The organism is Microvirga sp. VF16, assembly GCF_016864375.1.
Taxonomy (GTDB): domain Bacteria; phylum Pseudomonadota; class Alphaproteobacteria; order Rhizobiales; family Beijerinckiaceae; genus Microvirga.
Map to the genome: position 1 here is coordinate 694,291 of NZ_CP069357.1, position 18,063 is coordinate 712,353.

The 18,063-nt window shown below is 58.5% G+C and carries 18 protein-coding genes; 17 read left to right on the plus strand and 1 reads right to left on the minus strand.

What is annotated here, in order from left to right; all coding sequences use genetic code 11:
• Positions 1-49 precede the first annotated feature (49 nt).
• The 10 genes from JO965_RS42755 (at position 50) to JO965_RS42800 (ending at position 11,749) form a co-directional block, all read left to right on the plus strand.
• Positions 50-1,045, plus strand: coding sequence for a hypothetical protein (locus JO965_RS42755; RefSeq protein ID WP_203447111.1), 996 nt, complete (start codon positions 50-52; stop codon positions 1,043-1,045).
• Positions 1,046-1,159: 114 nt separating this feature from the next.
• Positions 1,160-4,522, plus strand: a complete 3,363-nt coding sequence (locus JO965_RS42760; protein ID WP_203447112.1) for a hypothetical protein — start codon at positions 1,160-1,162, stop codon at positions 4,520-4,522.
• Positions 4,523-4,595: 73 nt separating this feature from the next.
• Positions 4,596-5,024 (plus strand): hypothetical protein, encoded by a 429-nt coding sequence (locus JO965_RS42765; RefSeq protein WP_203447113.1) that lies wholly within the window; start codon positions 4,596-4,598, stop codon positions 5,022-5,024.
• A 137-nt stretch (positions 5,025-5,161) separates the two neighbouring features.
• Positions 5,162-5,572 (plus strand): single-stranded DNA-binding protein, encoded by a 411-nt coding sequence (locus JO965_RS42770; protein ID WP_203447114.1) that lies wholly within the window; start codon positions 5,162-5,164, stop codon positions 5,570-5,572.
• A complete protein-coding gene (locus JO965_RS42775) occupies positions 5,569-6,045 on the plus strand; it encodes a hypothetical protein (RefSeq protein WP_203447115.1) in 477 nt (158 codons plus the stop codon). Before JO965_RS42770 ends, JO965_RS42775 begins: the two co-directional genes overlap by 4 nt.
• A 2-nt stretch (positions 6,046-6,047) precedes the next feature.
• Complete coding sequence (locus JO965_RS42780) at positions 6,048-6,368, plus strand: hypothetical protein (RefSeq protein ID WP_203447116.1); 321 nt, start codon at positions 6,048-6,050, stop codon at positions 6,366-6,368.
• Positions 6,369-6,382: 14 nt separating this feature from the next.
• Positions 6,383-8,539 (plus strand): ATP-dependent helicase, encoded by a 2,157-nt coding sequence (locus JO965_RS42785; RefSeq protein ID WP_203447117.1) that lies wholly within the window; start codon positions 6,383-6,385, stop codon positions 8,537-8,539.
• A gap of 75 nt (positions 8,540-8,614) precedes the next feature.
• Entirely contained in the window at positions 8,615-9,172 is a 558-nt protein-coding gene (locus tag JO965_RS42790; protein ID WP_203447118.1) for a hypothetical protein, read from the plus strand.
• Between the two features lie 158 nt (positions 9,173-9,330).
• Positions 9,331-11,211, plus strand: coding sequence for a hypothetical protein (locus tag JO965_RS42795; protein WP_203447119.1), 1,881 nt, complete (start codon positions 9,331-9,333; stop codon positions 11,209-11,211).
• Positions 11,212-11,407: 196 nt separating this feature from the next.
• A complete protein-coding gene (locus JO965_RS42800; RefSeq protein ID WP_203447120.1) occupies positions 11,408-11,749 on the plus strand; it encodes a hypothetical protein in 342 nt (113 codons plus the stop codon).
• 343 nt (positions 11,750-12,092) lie between these two features.
• On the opposite strand, the gene JO965_RS42805 is transcribed toward JO965_RS42800, so the two are convergent.
• The gene (locus tag JO965_RS42805) at positions 12,093-12,410 is read right to left on the minus strand and encodes a hypothetical protein (RefSeq protein WP_203447121.1); all 318 of its coding nucleotides are present in this window, start codon (positions 12,408-12,410) and stop codon (positions 12,093-12,095) included.
• 151 nt (positions 12,411-12,561) lie between these two features.
• Here JO965_RS42805 and JO965_RS42810 point away from each other — a divergent pair, with 151 nt between their 5' ends.
• The 7 genes from JO965_RS42810 to JO965_RS42840 all read left to right on the plus strand — a co-directional run bounded on the left by JO965_RS42810 (position 12,562) and on the right by JO965_RS42840 (position 18,006).
• Positions 12,562-12,957, plus strand: a complete 396-nt coding sequence (locus JO965_RS42810) for a hypothetical protein (protein ID WP_203447122.1) — start codon at positions 12,562-12,564, stop codon at positions 12,955-12,957.
• A 41-nt stretch (positions 12,958-12,998) separates the two neighbouring features.
• Positions 12,999-14,765: an AAA family ATPase gene (locus JO965_RS42815; protein WP_203447123.1), complete on the plus strand. Its 1,767-nt coding sequence runs from the start codon at positions 12,999-13,001 to the stop codon at positions 14,763-14,765.
• A 57-nt stretch (positions 14,766-14,822) separates the two neighbouring features.
• A complete protein-coding gene (locus JO965_RS42820; protein ID WP_203447124.1) occupies positions 14,823-15,377 on the plus strand; it encodes a hypothetical protein in 555 nt (184 codons plus the stop codon).
• A 2-nt stretch (positions 15,378-15,379) separates the two neighbouring features.
• On the plus strand, positions 15,380-15,982 hold the full coding sequence (locus JO965_RS42825) for a hypothetical protein (protein WP_203447125.1): 603 nt from the start codon (positions 15,380-15,382) through the stop codon (positions 15,980-15,982).
• A 40-nt stretch (positions 15,983-16,022) separates the two neighbouring features.
• Positions 16,023-16,730, plus strand: a complete 708-nt coding sequence (locus JO965_RS42830; RefSeq protein ID WP_203447126.1) for a hypothetical protein — start codon at positions 16,023-16,025, stop codon at positions 16,728-16,730.
• Between the two features lie 77 nt (positions 16,731-16,807).
• A complete protein-coding gene (locus tag JO965_RS42835) occupies positions 16,808-17,275 on the plus strand; it encodes a hypothetical protein (RefSeq protein WP_203447127.1) in 468 nt (155 codons plus the stop codon).
• A gap of 119 nt (positions 17,276-17,394) precedes the next feature.
• Positions 17,395-18,006 carry a uracil-DNA glycosylase family protein gene (locus JO965_RS42840; protein ID WP_203447128.1) on the plus strand — a complete coding sequence of 204 codons (612 nt, stop codon included), beginning with the start codon at positions 17,395-17,397 and terminating at the stop codon, positions 18,004-18,006.
• Positions 18,007-18,063 lie beyond the last annotated feature (57 nt).

Below are 18,063 nucleotides of genomic sequence, written 5' to 3' on the forward strand. Positions count from 1 at the left end.
TCCCTTGGAACCAGGGGAAAGTGAAAACCCCAAAAGCTCGTTGAGTACAATGTCAGAGAACCTCAAGCTCTCCGCAGGTGACCTTGCCAAACAAATCGGAAGTGGGAAGGAGCGCCGCTACAGTGACGACGAATGGGAAACGCTGTGTCCCGCCCACGATGACCGCAAGCCCTCCCTCGTCATTACGCAAAAAGGTGACCGGCTTCTCCTCTACTGTCGGGCGGCCTGCGCCCAAACCGTTATCCTCGACAGGCTCAGGAGCAAATACCAGATCGAGCCCAGGCAACTCGGCCGCACCCAGAAGCGCGAATTACGGTGTGATGATGGCCGACCGCGCCAGCGCGTGGCGCCCACAGAGCGCCGGAAGAAGAAGGGACTTCCGGACGGCGCGATCTATGCAGGCACGTCTCAGCAGGAAAAGCCGCCTGCGTTCCTCCTCAAGAACAACAACGGAGTGTGGTCTTGGCACGACCGGCATGGCCGCGAGTGCTTCTACACCGTGCGCTTCGATGACCCAGAAGGTGGCAAGGATATCAAACCCCTCACCCCCTGGATGATCAAGGGCAAGGTGCAGTGGGTCCGATATGCCCCTCCGGATCCCCACCCGATGTACGACCTTCACCTGGACGATGGCGAGAGCCCTGTCCTCGCTGTCGAAGGCGAAAAGACCGCCGAGGCTGCCAAGAAGCTTATTACCCGACCCTCGGAGATCTTCGGCGGCGCCGTCCCTTGGACCACCACCACCCTTGGAGGCTCCCGGAAGGTTCACATGGCCGATCTCGAGCCGTTGGAAGGGCGTGACCTGTTCATTGCCCAAGACATGGACGCCGCCGGTCTCAGTTATGCGTCCCAGTTTCTGAGAAGCAAGGCGAAGTCCATCACTTTAATTCGGATGCCACGGTCTGTGCTCCCGAATGCAAAGGGCGCTCGGACAGAGGATATCGAGCCCGGATACGATCTGGACGATTTCCGACAGGAAGGCTGGACTCTCGACCATCTGGAGGAGATCGCCCGCAAAAAATATCTGCTTTTCCGCCTCAGATAGCAGATCGCGTGACGAAACCGATATGAAAAGCGGCAAAACTGCGTTATAATTCGTTTTGCCGGGATACCCCAATCCACCCTTTGTTCTTTTCATCGTGCCAGGAGCAAACTCCCGATGAGCGCTAAGTCCTTCCTGAACCACTCCGATGCCCCGTTCCGGCGAGACATTACTGTCATCACCATCGGCGATCGTCACCCGATCCAGGACCCCAACCGCCCGCAGTTCGGCAGCGACCGTGATAAGGCTGCCTCCTTCGCGTTCCACATCGAGCAGTCTCTGACCCAGGACAACGAGCTTGCTCGCGCTTCCTACTGGAATGAGCTTCGCGCCATCGCAGCTGTCGCCACCCGTGGCGTCCTCTCGGCAGAACAGGGCCGCCGTCAAGTGCGCGACCGTGCCAATCAGGCTCTTGAGGCCAGCGACGTCGACCTGACCCCCCGTCAGATCGAAGGCACCATGAACGTCACGATGGCCAAGCGCCAGCTGACGGACCTGATGCCGAAGAACCTCACGGTAGCTCAGACCAATCAGGTCCTTACCCGCCTCGTCAACGAGGCCATCGGTACCGCTCAGGGCCACATCATCACCGATGACAGCGACTCGACGGTTGTTCGCCTCCGAAACACGCAGGCCTACCGCACTCTTACCAAGGCTGTCGGCGATATCTATGCCGATACGACGGTTCCTTTCAAAGATGACGAGGATGAGCTCGGGAACATCAAGGATGTCTCCGCGGACCGCCGCGAGCAGATGACCCGTCAGATCCTTCGGTCCTCTTTCGCTCCGGAGGGCAAAGCCCCGGCGCAGCAGGCGGCAGATCCGTTTGTCGGCAACGAAACTTTCGAGCAGGCTGTCTACAACCGCCTGCGCCTCGGCTCCATGATCTCGGAGGTGATTTCCGACGAGAAGGAGCGCCGCATGTTCGCGGCGTTCATCGACAATGCTGCCATGGGCGTCCTCGACGGCACCAAGGACCGCCCCGAGTGGATCCTGCGTACCGACATGGACAAGCAGAAGGAACACTACGACCAGATGGTGGCAAGCGGCTCTGACCGGGCCGAGAAGCACGGGTTCACGGCTGACCTCAATGCCCTTGCCAAGGAGGTTCTCGCCTCAGACCTCTTCCAGAGCCAGAAGCAGGCCCTGGCCGACCTTCAGAAGAGCGGCCTCGACCGGAATGCGATCACGGCTGCCATGGGCCGCCACGCCTCGCAGCAGATGGACCGGACTGATTTCGTCATGGCTTCTCGTCAGCAGGCTCTGATTGCCGAGGCCTGGGTCTCCTTTGCAGCCTCGGCTGGTCCGAACGTCCCATCCCGCACCGCAATCGCGAACGCGGCCAAGCAGATCCGGGAGGACTTCTCCCGCCCGGTCGAGATGGCGTCTTACAAGAAGGCCGAGGACGGCAAGATCGTCCCGGTGAAGATGACGATCCGCCCTGCCCTCTTCGGCGCTGAGACCAGCGGGCTGAAGTTCCCGACAGTCGCGGTTGAAGGCTCCCGCTTCTATAAGAATGCCGGCGCCATCAACGACTACGTGGCTCAGATCGCGGTGGCCAACAAGGCTCTTCCGCCCCACACCCGCACCAGCCTCGTCGTCACCGTGGATGACAAGTCCAAATCGTATAAGGCACTGACTGAGGCGGCCGAGAAGAACGGCTTTGGCGTGATCAACGCCACGGTCTCTGCCAAGACCACCCGGATGAAGATTGTCGGGGAGAACGGCGCCAAGTCGTTCAACGAGCGCAAGATGCAAATCACTGTGCCGAACCCGTCCAACCCGGACGAAGCCTTCGATCTGCACTCCCGTGAGGGCCAGCGCGCTGCCCGTGGCAAGCTCATCGTCCTGCATCCGGATGGCAAGTCCGACAACCAGGCCCGAATGATCGGCTGGCAGGTCGCCCAGTCGATCTCCAACAAGGTCGCCGTCTTCGGGCTTGAGCAGAACGACTACAACACCTGCCAGCACGTGCGGCGTGGTGTCGAAGGTGGCAAGCAGATCGAGGTTCGGGATAACGCCGGCGCTGCGGTCAACCTGGAGGAAGCCTACAAGACCGCCGTCATGGGCGCTCCGACCCCTCAGGAACGAGCTCGCCGTGAAATCCAGAGCTGCGCTGCTGGTCTCATCAATCCGGAAGCTCCCGGCATCAGCCCGGAGCAGAAGACCATCGCCACGGTCAACAGCCTCGCCCTGGCCCAGGTGTGCGGCATCAAAAACCTCGCGGTCATCCAGAAGCAGTTCTCGACCTTGGGCGATGTGGTCGAGTTCGCTTCCCGTTCCGGCAAGAACGTCGTGACGCTCAGCAAGGAAGAAATGGCATCCCTCCGTCCGGTCGCCGCTGCCCTCCGGGGCGGTGTCGAAAAGCTTCGCAACCCGGCCGCTCTGGAGGCCCTGCTTCTCGCTTCATCCATGAAGGTTGAGGCAGCGAAGCAGAATGATATGCGCTACGACCTGACGTCGGACTTCGCCAAGGCTCGCGCCCTGCCCGTTGTGGTCTACGGAGAGCCGTCTGTAGGCAATGCTGTTGCGATCATCGGCCACGACAACGAGATCGGCGCAAAGACGAAGGGCGCGATCGAGCAGCTTGTCGTCGAGGCCCGTGATAAGGGCGCGATCATCCACACCACCGCCGAAAAGGGCATTGGTGAGGCTGTAATCGAGGCAGCTTCGAAGCACGGGGCCAAGTTCGTCGCCTTCTCCCCTGACAGGGACGCTTCGGGTCTGTCCGACAAGGCTGTGGACGCCCTGTTCGATGCCATTAACAACGGCAGCGGCTCCATGGTCTCAGCCCAGGGATTTGGCAAGAACGAGATGGCGGCGAACCGGACCAAGGTTCTGCAGATGGCCACCGAGACGGCAAAGAGCGTCGTGCTCGCCGCCGCCAGCGACAAGGACGTATCAGCTCTGATCGCGGTCGAGTCCGGCCAGACCCGTCCCGTCGCCACCCTCTCGCCGAACCCCGAGGAGTTCTTGAACTTCACGGCGAACGTCGCCCTCACCCGGGAGATGGGGACCATCACGGCCAAAACCGGCCGCGGCGGAAACACCATCAGCCCGGTTGGCGTCGGCTTCCAAGGTGAGGACGGAGTCTTCGAGAGCAACGGCTACAACGCTGACGGTGGCATGGACCCGCAGTCCAGCCCGATGGTTCGCGTTGCATCCTTCTCCCGCCCGGCCACGGTCATTATGAAGACCGGCGAAATGGGGGCGTTCATCGAAAACGTCGAAGCCGGAAAGGCTAATACCCTGACCCGCGACGACCTTAACGGCCTGACCGCAGCTCAGATTGCTCTCAAGTATGGAGTTGTGAGGCACCCAAGCGAGTATGAGCAAAAGAGTGCTAAATCCCCTGAAGAGATCTCCGTTGCCCTCGCGGACAATGACAAGCGCGAGTTGGAAACGAAGCTCTCTAAGCTGGCAGCCAATGACAAGTTCCGTGTGGTTGCCAGGGCCCAGCAAAATGGGATCGGGATGTAACCTCTTCTAACAATCTGGTGACCATGAGCCCCGGCCCTCGGCCGGGGCTTTTTCGTTCCAAAGGAGACAGACCATGATGCAGGACGTTCAGACCCGCCAGCAGGCTTTCTTCACTGTAGGTGAATGGAATGGCCGCTCGGTTCATGTCACCCGTCGGGTCTATCAGCGCGCCATTGGCACGGATCCCGATTTCACCGGCTTCGATGGAGCAGATATGCGAGCCCTGGCCTTGGTTGAGGCTTTCGCCAGCGCCGCTGCTGCCCCGCTCCGCTTGGACCCGGAGACGAAATCCATCAATTTTTCCCACACTGTCGCCGATCGCGACTGGAATGGAGATCCGGAGAAGATCGAGGATCAGCGCGTTGCGCTCGTCGCCACAATCTCCCGCCGGTCTGTCACCATTGATTTCAACGTCCGTCGCGTCTCCTACGACAAGGCAGACGAGGCTCGCTGGATTGATTTATGCTCCAAATCCCGCCGGCGCTTTGCCAGGGATGTGTGATCCCAGCCACTGTTAACCATCTAATCCGGCGCACGAAATAAGAAGCATTCTTTCTGCATTACACTTCGCGCTTGGGCGGGGTATACACGGATTAAGAGCAACCAAGTTTCTTGATTTGCGAATCAACGGAGAAAGCCATGTCTTGGCTTAATCAAATCTCCCTCTGCGGCATCGTGAAGGGCGATATCAGTATCAAATCCTTCGACGGTTCTGGGGGGATGATCGCTGAGTTCACCCTCACGACCAAGGCGTCCTTCACCAAGGGAAAAGGCTCTCTGAAAGCCTCTGTCGTGGAAAAGGACGAGAACCACCGGATCGTGGTCTACTCAAAGGAAATCATCACCGATGAGATCCAGGGCGTTCTCAAAGAGGGCGACTGGGTTACCTTGAGCGGCCGTCTTCAGTACCGCGCCGAGAATGAGGGGGATTCTGGATCTCCCTACATCTCCATTAAGCGCGGAAACCACTTCAATCGTTTCAATTTCGCTCCCGCCGATGCGGCGGAAGTGAATCCCGAGCGGGCTGCTCCAAGCGAGCTTGCCGCATGACCCTTCGTCTCGTCTCCTCGACGGATCGAGTTTCCCACCCCTCCAACAAGCCACGTGAAGGTTTCCTAACTATGGTCCCCCAGCCCAAACCCGATGACTCAGGATCGCGCGTCGTCGTTACCAAAGTGGTCGTCGAGCAATACGCCGTTGAAGGCCAGCAGACGCCAGCCAGCATCATCTCCAGCCTTGAGCGGCAACTTGGCGACCAGTTCACCCTGAAACGCATTTCCATAGCCGAGCCTTCCGAGGGTGGCCTGATGGGCGCTCACGTCCTGAAAGAATATGACGCCAACGGCAAGGATCTGGCCCGTCGCAGTGCAGACATCGTCGACCGTGACAACAAGCTGATCGTCCGTTTTCGGTTCGACGGCGAAGAGATTGCCGGCATCGAATTCAAGGGCAACGGAAGCGCAAAAGCGGTGATTGCGCCGCAGCTCGCAGCGCTCTGGCGTGAGGGTTCAATCGAGATTTGAAAGTGGCAGGAACCCAAACCCCAAAAGTTCTGACGGCCGAGGGCCGGATCGTCTTTGTCGATTTCGAGACCAAGACGGTCCACCCGACGACCGATACAGGATCAGCGGACACCGTGATCATCGGAGCACTTACTCCGGAGGGCGCGGTGAACGTGGGCGGCCGGGTTTACCGATTCATCGACATCGCTGGCAAACGTCCTGACGTCGCTGTCAGGGCGGGCCGCCTCATCGCGCTTATCGGCACAGAGGCACGCCAGGAGCCCGCCCCCCAAAAGGTCGCCATACGAAGTCCCGAGAGGGCCCTAGAGCCCACCGGAGGTTAGAAGGATAGGTTCCCATGTCTCTCGATCTCGTTTCTGCCAATCCCTTTGATCAGTTTGATCTCGACGAGTCCGAGACCCCGTTCCTGCCTTCAACTCCCGACTATGCTCTTGAGGACGATGTTTTCTCCGAGATCGAAGATCATAGCTCCCTTGGGCATGCTGCGGTCTTCGATGCGGAGGAATCCCGCGCCAAAGCCCTTACCAGCCTCATCGAGATCCAGGAGGCGGCCGTCACCCACGGGATCGATCCCCTCCTGATCCTGGCCGGCGCCGGAACCGGCAAAACGAAGTCCCTTACCTCCCGCATTGGGTTTCTCGTGGGCTCCCAGCGAGTTCAGCCTCATCAAGTCCTGGCGGTCACGTTCACCCGTAAAGCCTCTCAGGAGATGAAACACCGTCTTGCTGCCATGATGGGGCCGGTGGCAAAGGCTATGGACGTCGGCACCTTCCATGCCATCTCGGCTCGCCTCCTCCGGGACAATGCCGATCGGGCCGGGCTGGAGCCCAACTTTTCCGTCCTGGACGCTGACGACCAGAAAAACGTCGTCAAGGATTGCTATGCCAGCCTGTCCTATGGCGAGCACATTGTTCCCCCGGATTCCACCGACTCCCGCCGCCAGGTCGACTATGCGTTCATCCTCGACTGTATCGAGGCCAAGAAAACCGGCCGCGGCTTCCCGCCGAACTTCAATCGCGGCACATTCCTGACCCCTCACGGTATCGAGCAGATGTACCACCGCTACGAGCGTTCCAAAGAGCGCATGAACGCGGTGGATTACAACGATATCCTGATCAAGTGTCGGGACCTTCTGCGCGACGACGAGGCAGTTCGCAGGTACTACCAGACCCTATGGCGGGGTGTTCTGGTCGATGAGTATCAGGACACCAATGACATTCAGCAGGAATGGCTCGATCTGATCACGGACCATGGACAGGGGTGCTATTTCACCTGCGTCGGAGACGACGACCAGTCCGTCTACAGCTTCCGTGGCGCCAACATCGACAACATTCTCAGCTTCGCCGACCGCTACCCGGGTGCCCGGATTATTCGCCTTGAGCAGAACTTCCGCTCGACCCGTGCCATCCTTGATGCCGCGAACCATGTGATCGCCGGAAACGAGAGCCGTCACGGCAAGGCCCTCTTTACGAAGGGAACCCAGGGCAGCCCTGTTCTCGTCCATGAATTCTCGGAAGATCGGGGAGAAGTCTCCTGGATCGTCGACGACATCGAGAGAAAGCTCAAAGGCGGCATCCGCCCGAGCCAGATCGCGATCATCTCCCGCGCCTCTATGGAGCTCAATGGCTTCCAGCCGGCGCTGACGATGCGCCGGATCCCCTTCACCGTTACGGCGGGTCGCAAATACAACCAGACTGCGGAGATCAAGACCCTCTCGGCGTATCTCCGCCTGATGCTGAACCGTTCGGACAACGCCGCCTTCGAATATGCGATTGATGCCAAACCTAGAGGGTTCGGCAAGGAGAGCCTGGCGAAGCTGTCGGATACCGCCCGGATCACTGAACTTCCGATGATCGACATTCTGGCCGACCAGATTCGAAATGGCGCCATCCGCAAGGCCGCCGTCGAGAAGGTCAAAGCCTTCATCGAGTTCATCGACGAGATCGGTGACGACTACCGTCTAGGCGTTCCGCTCGACGAGGTGATCCAGAAGATCATCGCCGAGTGCGGCATCAAAGAGCACGTCCAGGAACTCCGCGAGAAGGCAGAGAACCAGTCTGACCGCAAGAAGGCCGATCAGTTCCGCAAGCAGGCCTCGTCCATCGAGGAGCGGGTCGAACAATACCTCTTCCACGCCAAGGAGCAGACGAACATCCAGGACTTCGTGGACTCGATGAGCCTGCTGGAGACCGACAGCTCCGTCGATGATGCGGTCTGGCTTGGCACGATCCACGCGGCCAAAGGACTGGAATTCGATTATGTCTACCTGGTTGGCTGGGAGGAAGGGATCTTCCCTGTCGTTCGACCAGATACCGACCTCGAGGAAGAACGGCGTTTGGCCTATGTGGCGATGACCCGCGCCAAGCTCAGCCTCCTCATCAGCTATGCCAAAAGCCGGATCAATCGGACGAACGACGGATCAGAACGGCGGCCGAACGTCTACATTAACGATATCATCGAAGCCAATCTGTGCACGTTCAAGCAGTTCCATTAGAGCAATGCCCTTGCTTCCTTTCCCGAAGCAGGAGTTGAGGATATGACCTTTTAATTCCCCAGGTAGGATTTCACGATGATGAAGACCCTTTTGACCTTTCTCGCGGCGACGTTCGCTCTTTCCGGCGCTGCACTAGCTCAGGACTGGCAGGTTCTGACCTACGGCAATCTGCGCAAGCCTTCTGCCGAGACCCCGGCGATGACCCAGATCTGGGGCGATCTTATTGCGGACAACAACCGCTACTTCCGCGACGAGCTGAAGGATCCCCGGTTCAAGACCGGTAACGCTCCGGCCGAGTTCCTGTCCCACACGTTCACGGACGGCCAGGAGCAGATCACCGTGAGCCTGATCAACATCGCCCGCCGGTGCGATAATGGAGCAAACTCGGCTTCGAGCACGGACATCCACGGCATCTGCCCGCTGCGGGTGGTGGTGACCGGCCCAGGCGGCTCCAAAACCACGCGGACAACGGGCTGTTTCCTTGTGGTCCCGCCCGGCGATCCCTCCGGCCTTGATCCGCGCAAGAACGCCACCTTCGCCGCATACGACCCGAAGCAGCGGACCGTTACGATCCGCGCTCTTCGAGACGGCCGTCCGCTGAACGGCTGCACCGCAACGGTGAAGATCAGCTAAGGCGCCAGCCCGAAGTAAAGGGCCATAAAGCCGAAATAAAACGTACTTTCCTGATAGAAAGAGGGCTGACGCCGTGGTAACCCACGATATGGCGTCAGCCCTTTTTTGTTGAGGGGCCGATGATTTGCGAACGTAACCACGGTGTCGGCTGAATGAGAATGAGCGCCCCCTTACGCTGGATCGCCCTCCTGGCGGTCCTCATTGTCGGAAATGTCGGCTTCATATCGGAGGCTTGGGCTGGAAAGTCGCAACTCGGTCCCAAGACGAATTACTCGGCCAGTGACATCGCGAACGCCGTTCGCAACTCCAATCTCAATCCAAGCCTGCGCCAGTATGCCGACCAGATGGGCAACCTCGGGATGTTCGAGTCCGGAGGCAACGCTGGCATCTACAACGGAAGTTGCTGCACCGGCGTGTTTCAGCTCAACCGCTCCAACCTCGCCGCCGCCGGCTATACGCCGGAGGAATACGCGAACGCAGGCCTGGACGAGCAGGTAAGGGTCTGGGCCAACCTCACAAACCAAGGGGCCAATACCGCGGTCGTTCGCCAGCTTCAACAGATGGGAACGTTCGACGGCCAGCAGGTCGACGGCGCCATGATCATGGCCTGCATTCAGCTTGGCACGGGAAACTGCCAAAAGATGGTGCAGTCCGGCAAGTGCTCCGGCTTTTCCGACATCAACGGTACCACGATCTGCGCCATGGCTCAGAAAATGCGCAACGGCGCGTCCACCCCAACAGAAGTGTCCGATCCCTTCCAGAATATTGCCGAGGGGACCGACACCTCCGACCTGTCGTCTCGCCCGGATCTCCAGGTTCAGGAGTGCTGGGGCTGCGACGGTGTCGCCCGCGTCGTGGAGATTACCGGCCGCATCGGTCCTGCCCTCATCAACAAGTTCGGCACCAAGGCAGCGAAACTAATGGGGGTGATCTTCAGCATCGTCTTCGCGCTGCTGATCGCCGGCAGGCTGTTCTGGATATCCCGGTCGGGCGGATGGAACGACATCTTCTGGCTGGTGATGCGGTTTACCTTCGTGATCACGCTCATCGGAACCGGATCCGTCTACACTGAAATCGTCCGGCCCTATGTTCTCGTCCCGTCCATGTCTCTTGGTGGCGAGCTCGGAACGAAGTTGGCCAATGTGGGGAACAACGCCTTCAAGAACAACAAATCCACCGGTGTGTGTCGGTATGATCGGATCAGCGGGACCGACCAGGAAATCATCCGGGCCGGTGAGAGCGTGATCAAGCTGGTTTGCGCTGTCCATCTGACGGTCAACGAAGCGATCAAGAAAGGTTCGGAACCAGCTAGCAGAATCGAGACGGCTGACTCCTCAGCAAGGAGCACAATAGTCAGTTTCGCCCTTTCGATCTTCTTCTTCATCGTCTTCGGGCTTTACTGGCTGGCGCTCTTGCTCTTTGCATTCCAGATCGTCGAGGCGCTGGTTCGCATGGGCTTTTTCGTGGCCTTCGCCCCCTTCCTTGCCTATGCGTGGGTCTACAAGTCCACCCAGAAAACCTTCACCAATGCCCTGCGGAGCTTCTTCTACGGTTCGGTTCTGCTCGTCATGTCGGGCCTCCTGTCGGCTGTCGTGCTCTTCGTTCTCGCCCAGGGAATTGAGAAGGCGGGTAATCCGAACGCTATTTCGATCGGCAGCGCACAGGGCTTGGGCAACGTCATCTACTTCCTGATCTATTCCTTTGCTACCGCAGCGATGGCCGCTTCCATTATGCGGGCTGCCCCCAGCCTTGCCGCATCAATCTCCAGCTACCAAGGCATGGCAGGCGAAAACTCGTTCGCTGCGGGCGCTGTCTCCAGCATCATGCATGGAGCCCGTGTGGCGGCCTCTCTGGGCGGAACAGTTGCCCTTGGCGCTGGAGGCCTGGCAGGCAGGGGAGCCGGGTTTGCCGGTCCCAAGGTCTGGGATTTCCTCAAGGGTGCCGCGAAGAATTCCCTTGGGGGCGCCAAGGGGATTCCGAACATTCCCGGGGCGGCTTCGACCACGCAGACGGTCAAAGCCTTCTCCGCTGGCCCCTAGTCACATCGTTTTTTAATCAACAAGAGCCCTCGGCCGGATGGCGCGAGGGCTTTTGATTTTTGAATTAGGTTGACAAGGACAGGCCCGGGAAACTCTTATGGGCCAAAGATCACTGGTGCCTGTTTTGAAATGTTTTTGCTGATTAGTGAAGTGTGAAAATCGGGACGCTAGAATCCCCTAAAAGAAAGATCATCACATGTTCATCTTCGCCATCATCCTCGCTTTCCTCGCGCCGTTCTTCTGGCGTGTTTTCTGGAAGAGCTATGACGAGTTCGACGAGTTGGAGGACCGGCTTCTCGCCGGCTTGCCGGAGGTCGTCGGACACGTCATCGGCGCTCTCGTATTTGCCGCAATCCTCGCGCTTGGGCTCTACAAGCTCGCCGAGTTTTCGATCGAGGCTTCCGCTGGCACCGCTATCACCGCTGCGGCCGTTCTCCTGCGCATTAATCTAGGCACCTTTGAAAGCCGGATCATCGGCAGGATCGTTGCCTCGGTCCATGGCGGCGTAATGGCCCTTAAGGCTCGGAGCATCCGGTAGCCTTACCAAAGCGAAGGGGGCGGTTTTCCGCCCCCTTTTCCTATTCGCCCCTCGTGTCCTCGTCTGGCCCCCCGGGTCGCCTTGGTTGGGCGTGGCGTACAAGCCCAACCAGTCTTCTGCGGGCCTCGGGCTCCCGTGCTCGCCAGAACAACAGGCCGATCAGCCCGAACAAGACCACGATTGAAAGGCCCAAAACAACTCTGATCAACAGCTCGCCCCCGGTTGAGGTCAAGAACGTCAGGCTCAGGTACCCCACTACCCCGATGACGCCTAACAGGGCCAGCTCAGCGCGGCGGCGATACTTTCTGCCCCGGGTGCCGGAAGAGTCGAACCAACTCATGGCTTATGCCCGGTGGGTCCGAGAGGTTTCCTCCTCGAGGAGCTTGCGCTCCACGTACTGGCAGAGACTCGGGTAGGTCACCAGGAACCCATCACCCGTCGGCTCCTCACGGCGACAGAGAGCGGGCTTCAGGTTCTGATAGTCGGCCACGGAGCCCCAGCACGCGAGGATATAGTCATAGATCCGCCCTTGCTGGATTTCGCGCTCCGAGATCTCGAAGTGGTGGATGAAAGGGGCGCCGTCAGAGTTCCTTAGAAAGATCACGCTGCACTTGGTTTTCGGCTCATCCTGGACGGCTCTAATTTTGGCTACGGCGTTCATCAGCGACAAGGCTCCATGAGAAAGTTTCGACCACCTGGGGGGGAACTCAAATTCGCAAATCAAGATTTGCAATGCGTTAGAAGGTCGGTATAACTCTTACCATAAAGGTTGGGTTAGAAGCATACATAAAAACCCAAAAGGGTTGGTTCCCATGCGCGGCACACCATTTGCGATTGCCAACAGCTTCAAGAGCGCCTCGCTCGCTTTCATCTTCCTTGTTGAGATCGCTGCCCCGTACTTGCCTGACTTCGCAGCAAGGTACGTCGTGGGCACACTTCTCCCGATCAACGAGCGATACCCCATTATCCTTGTTCTCGTAGTGATCCTCGCGGCACTCTTCATCGCAGCTTCCATGAAGGAAGTTCGCTATTGGATGAAGTTCGTTTTCAATGGCCTGGTCACCCTTACCGTCATCACCGCACCGATCATTGTCCTCGCCCGCTTTGTCCCTCTTACCGTTGCTGTTGCCGTCGTCACCGTGTTCTTCCTTCTGACTGGGCTTATCATCACGTTTCTTACTCCCAGGTCAGATAGCCGACTTGCCTGACGAAGGCCGGCTTTAACACTCGCTTCCACCTTAGGACCGAAATGCACATCAGGCTTTCACGGGCTGATATCGACCGCTATTGCCAGGACACCAGAGATTACGAAGACCTCGATCAGCCCGAGCTTTGGCTGTCTCACAAAGCCCGAAAGATCCTGTTCCATGCTTGTGGAATAAGCCCGAAGCTGCAGGACACGCTGGACGCTTACTATGGTGGGCGGCTCCCGTTCGTCTTGGCAACCGACCCATTCCGTCTCTACGCTGAGATCGACGCCGTCTCCTTCGACAAGGCCGCTCGCCTTTGGCGAAGAACCGCGGAAACCGCAGACCGGCGCTGCATGCTCCGTGCCGCAATCCTCGAAGCGTTTGATCACTTCGAGCGGGCCGGCCACACCTTCGCTGACAGCCTGACAATTCTCGACCGAATGGCGACTACGTCCGGCGCATCCATGCAGGAAATCGAGTGGGCGTGGCGCCAGGCCCTCGATACTGGCCTCATCGTAGAGCTCAGCCTGCATGGCATCCGGCGAGCGATGCTCAATCGGGTTTTCTATGAGGAAGCAACCATTGCGAGTGAGGTCAAGCAGCGGCTTGGAACGATACCATTCTCGGTCACGGCTGCGGATGTAATCCGCCACGCCACACGTCTGGGCATTCCCCAGATCGACGATAGCCAGATTGAGGCTGTCATAGCCGCTTGCACTCACCGCACCACAATCATCTCCGGCGGACCGGGAACCGGGAAGACGACTATCATCAAGATCATTGCATCGATCCTGATGGAGGCGGACCAAGCCCTTGTCCCTCTATGCCTGTCCCTTCCCGCTCGGATCGCCAGAACAATCCACGAGAAGACCGGTCTGGCCGCAGATACGCTCCACAACCGGCTCGAGTACATCGACGGTATGTTTGGTCGAAACAAGGACAACCCGCTCGATGAAGGGCTCATCTTCCTGGAGGAAGCCTTCATGGTCGGGAACACCCTCGTCCTCGCCCTCCTCCGTGCCCTGCGCCCATCGGCGAGGCTCGTTATCATTGGCGATGCAGAGCAAATCGCGCCGATTGGCCGAGGCAAACCGATCGAAGCCCTCCTTGCTTCGGGGGCCGTCGCCTCTGTCATCCTAAACACGAATCATCGCTCGGGAGCCGGATCGACCATCCCCAGCTCAGGTAAGCGGGTCATGAAGGGACTTATGCCCCTGGTGGGGCCGGACATCCTCTATACCCAGACGATAGGGCCGAAAGACACGTTGCTGGCCGTGACCAAGGCCTGGCACGCGGCCAGGGACGCGGTTGGAATAGATAACGTCCAGGTACTCACCGCCCGTCACGAGGGCCCGGTCGGTACGAAGGCGATCAATGACGCTATTACCGGCCGGAGGGAATTCGCCGTCGGCGACCGGGTCATGCAGCTAAAGAACGATCGCGATCAGGACTTCTTCAATGGTGAAACCGGAACCATCGCTGACATCAGCGGCGGCACCATAAGTGTCGTGACCGATGCAGGGGTTGTGGCCGAATTTGACCTCAGGGCCACAGGTACCCTGTCCAAGGCCTACTGCATCACCTACCACAAATCACAAGGATTGGAGTTTCACACCTCTATAGTCGTTGCCGATCCGGGCAATGCAAACATGCTGGACCGCAATATGCTCAATGTCGGGATCACCCGCGCTCGCCAAAAGTGCGTCATCATCGATGAACGAAACCAGCTGCGCGTCGCCCTATCTAGGTCATCTAGTGCCAAACGCCGGACACTTCTCGCGCCCCTTATGGCGACCTCCCCTCAGGTTCATCGTCTCGGAGGGTGATGTTTAATTCGGATTCCCGTGGTATATAGCGGTCTCCACTGATTAGGAGCGCCTGCGATGGACGATGACAGCCTCGAAGACCAGATCAACCAGACCAGGGACAATCTCCCCATGCGGCTTTCTGAAATCTACGGTGACTGGTCCCATGGCTGGACTACTGGACCAAGCCTTCGGATGGCGACAGTGGAAAACACAACCGAGGACAAATCCAAGGAGGCGCGCGACCGCTCCGAGGCAAACGATCGCCAACGGAAGCAGTCTCGCTCTAACCACACCCTCGCGAACCAGGCGCGCAAGGTCGGAAAATCTTTGAAAGATGCAGCGCTCTCTGCAAATGACCCCGCCCGTGAGAATCTTAACTCGGCTTCACAGGAACTGAACACGGAAGCTGCAGATATAGCTTTTGCAGGGACTGCTGGGTTCATTCGGGGCCTTAAGGCCGGGTACGCCTCACACAAATCACAAAAGGGAAAGGACGGCGAGATTGTCTCCGCCGATCCCGCAGCGATCGAAGCCTTCCTCGCGAGCTTGCCGCCTCCACCAAAAGCCATAGCACCTCCCCTTAAGCAGCTTCCTGCTCCAGGCCGCTACTCCGGCGCCGAAAGGGATTGATCATGCTGGCGGATCGACAGACTGTTTCAGATGCTTCTCTTGGACTTATCTCCCAGGGCGTAGGGTCGGCCACTGATTGGGCTGCCGACAAGATCTCCTCGAAGGTTGCCGCCCGCTTTGCTGCAAAAGCCGGCTCACGAATGATCCCAGGGATCGGGACCGCCCTCCTGGCCTACGATGCCGTTGATCTCGGGCTCTATGCGTTCACCGGAAAGTCGCTATCCGACCGCATTGGCGAGACCGCCGTCGGCCGAAGAATCGGGTCAGCGGTCTCCAGTGCCGGAACGAGCGTCTTCGGCGCAGCCGGTAAGCTCTTCGACAATATGGGCTTCACCTCAGCTGGTAGTTATGTCCGCCAGGAGGCCTCCTCATACTTCTTTGGAGCGGAGGTTCCAAGCCCATCACCGGCCGGACGCGAGGAAGCCGTCTCTCAGGGCAAGACCCAGGTGAACGACCTCGAGAACCATCTTCCGTTCGGTACAAAACAAAATCCCCGGAGCGTCATCGATCAGGCTCTCAAAATGTTCGGATCGGCAGAGCGCATGGACGACCTATCCATGCCTGCCCTCGGCAGAAGGAGAGGTCGAGATTTCGGTCTCGACTAGGCGAGGACCAGGGGCACAAGTCACAGAGGATGTGCTCTCGATGAACTATCTCTCTCCTCCCCAAGATGGCCGGTCCCAGCCGGCCATTTTCGTTGATAGGTCCACCTCCGTTTTCCTAGGTGAAAAACGGGCCAGGAAGGACAACGGCGACGGACTCTTCTCGTTTACCGTCGCGGCGCGGCCGGCTGACATTCCCGATGACCTGAAGTTCGCCCCCGCACGCAGTAACTTTAGGCTCGCCGTCGCAGTGATCACTGATACTGGTCCGCTCATGGGCGCAACGAAAGCCCAGCGGCTGCCAATCAGTGATCTCGGAAACGGTTTGGTCTCCCTTGCGTTCGCAGTTCTTCCGAATTCTCTTGCCGACGAGATCCTCTATTCGAAAAGAGGAACGCAGATCAGGATATCGGCCCAGCCCGATCCGACCGACGACGTCGACCATACTGGTTACGCGCCAGAACAGCGCCGGAAAACAATGCAGAGGATTGTTCTCCTCTGCAAAGAAGACGAGTTTCGCCACTGGCTCGGGAAACACCACGACCCGGCCGGCCTGATTGAGAAAGCCTCCGGCTCACCAGACCTTTCGGAACAGGCCGCAGCGGAAGCCATCCTAAGGAGAATAGGCGCTCATAGCCGAGCCGAAATCCTGAGGAACGCTATCGTTTGCGAGCGGGCCGAATTGTTAATTCACCTTTGGAGGGAAACCCGCTTTGATCCTATCCCGATTTCCTTTGGCATAGCAGCCTAATACAGTCTGCAAACGCTTGAATTGTTCGTCGTAAAAGTTCATTTTTGACATCAACAATTTATGATTTGAGTTTGTTGATGGCCGACGACGTCCTCCTGAAAAAGTTAATCTCCGGCGCGTCCGAAAAGGTGCTCGAACTTGTGCAGAATAAGCACGACCTTCAGCATACGATGTTGATGCTCGATCCTCAGGACATGATCCGTACGATCAGCGTCGCATCTGACCTCGTCGAGGAAATCAGCTCTAGTTGTGACGACGAGGAAACCGTTAACGAGTACCTGCGCGATAGCTATGCATCGATATTGCGGGTTCACAAAGCGACCTCGTATGCGATTGTGACACCGGCCTATTTCGAAGATCCAAAGACCGGAGCCAGTCAACTGGTTGTTGTCCTGGGCGCTTACACCGGTCACAGCAGCCTAACCGGATACTTTCCCATTCGCACGGAAGCGGGAAATCCGAAGGTGGAGCCTTTCGTCACCGACCAGGCTGTCGAAAAGGCGTTCAACTTCAAAGGTCTCCTTTCTCCCATCACAGTCCACTGAATTGACCATGGCCCGCGGCCAGCCAAATCGAGTGGCAAACCCCCAAAAGAACCTCTTCAGATCATCGGAAACCGGATCGGAACTACGATCCAGGATCTGGTGACAGGATTCGAGAAACCATGCGCAATTCTCTCCCGCCCGGAACGCAAGCGGGTCCCATCGGACCCCAGCTGCCAGTATCATCGTGGAACGGTCTCGCGATCATCGGTGAGGCACCGGGGCGACAGGAAATTATCAATGGCGTCCCGTTCACAGGACCTGCCGGGGAATTGCTGAACAAGTTGCTCGAGCGCGTTGGGATCAGGAGGGACGAAACGCTCATCACGAACTGCTTCGCCCATCAACCAGCCTGGAGCGCCAATCAGGATGGCAAACGCCGTAACAACGACATCCTGAATTTCTTCACGCTGGATCAGACGATCGCGAATCCCAATCTCCCAGCCTATCGCGGCCGCTATCTCCTCGAAGATCTCGCGGGCGACCTTCGCGCAACGTGGCGGCTGCTTCGTGACAAAAAGCCGAAGGCTATCCTGGCCATGGGATCGACGGCGCTCTGGGGCATGGCTCAGTTGGAGGGTTTGACCGAGAACCGCGGCCAGACGTTAAGCACCCGGGCCTGCGATGCCCCGCTGATCCCAACCTATCATCCGGCTTTCGTTCTACATCGTAAGGACGACACCCTCGCCGACCGGATCGAAGAGGATATGAGGAAGGTACTTCCTCTCCTCTGACGTAAGCAGAAGATCCAAATCTAAAAACCCCAAGAAAAATCGGCTGTCGCCTTAACC

Coding starts and splice junctions, on each gene's coding strand:
- JO965_RS42755 (WP_203447111.1), top strand. CDS start 50: ATGTCAGAGAACCTCAAGCTCTCCGCAGGTGACCTTGCCAAACAAATC.
- JO965_RS42760 (WP_203447112.1), top strand. CDS start 1,160: ATGAGCGCTAAGTCCTTCCTGAACCACTCCGATGCCCCGTTCCGGCGA.
- JO965_RS42765 (WP_203447113.1), top strand. CDS start 4,596: ATGATGCAGGACGTTCAGACCCGCCAGCAGGCTTTCTTCACTGTAGGT.
- JO965_RS42770 (WP_203447114.1), top strand. CDS start 5,162: ATGTCTTGGCTTAATCAAATCTCCCTCTGCGGCATCGTGAAGGGCGAT.
- JO965_RS42775 (WP_203447115.1), top strand. CDS start 5,569: ATGACCCTTCGTCTCGTCTCCTCGACGGATCGAGTTTCCCACCCCTCC.
- JO965_RS42785 (WP_203447117.1), top strand. CDS start 6,383: ATGTCTCTCGATCTCGTTTCTGCCAATCCCTTTGATCAGTTTGATCTC.
- JO965_RS42790 (WP_203447118.1), top strand. CDS start 8,615: ATGATGAAGACCCTTTTGACCTTTCTCGCGGCGACGTTCGCTCTTTCC.
- JO965_RS42795 (WP_203447119.1), top strand. CDS start 9,331: ATGAGCGCCCCCTTACGCTGGATCGCCCTCCTGGCGGTCCTCATTGTC.
- JO965_RS42800 (WP_203447120.1), top strand. CDS start 11,408: ATGTTCATCTTCGCCATCATCCTCGCTTTCCTCGCGCCGTTCTTCTGG.
- JO965_RS42805 (WP_203447121.1), bottom strand. CDS start 12,410: ATGAACGCCGTAGCCAAAATTAGAGCCGTCCAGGATGAGCCGAAAACC.
- JO965_RS42810 (WP_203447122.1), top strand. CDS start 12,562: ATGCGCGGCACACCATTTGCGATTGCCAACAGCTTCAAGAGCGCCTCG.
- JO965_RS42815 (WP_203447123.1), top strand. CDS start 12,999: ATGCACATCAGGCTTTCACGGGCTGATATCGACCGCTATTGCCAGGAC.
- JO965_RS42820 (WP_203447124.1), top strand. CDS start 14,823: ATGGACGATGACAGCCTCGAAGACCAGATCAACCAGACCAGGGACAAT.
- JO965_RS42825 (WP_203447125.1), top strand. CDS start 15,380: ATGCTGGCGGATCGACAGACTGTTTCAGATGCTTCTCTTGGACTTATC.
- JO965_RS42830 (WP_203447126.1), top strand. CDS start 16,023: ATGAACTATCTCTCTCCTCCCCAAGATGGCCGGTCCCAGCCGGCCATT.
- JO965_RS42835 (WP_203447127.1), top strand. CDS start 16,808: ATGGCCGACGACGTCCTCCTGAAAAAGTTAATCTCCGGCGCGTCCGAA.
- JO965_RS42840 (WP_203447128.1), top strand. CDS start 17,395: ATGCGCAATTCTCTCCCGCCCGGAACGCAAGCGGGTCCCATCGGACCC.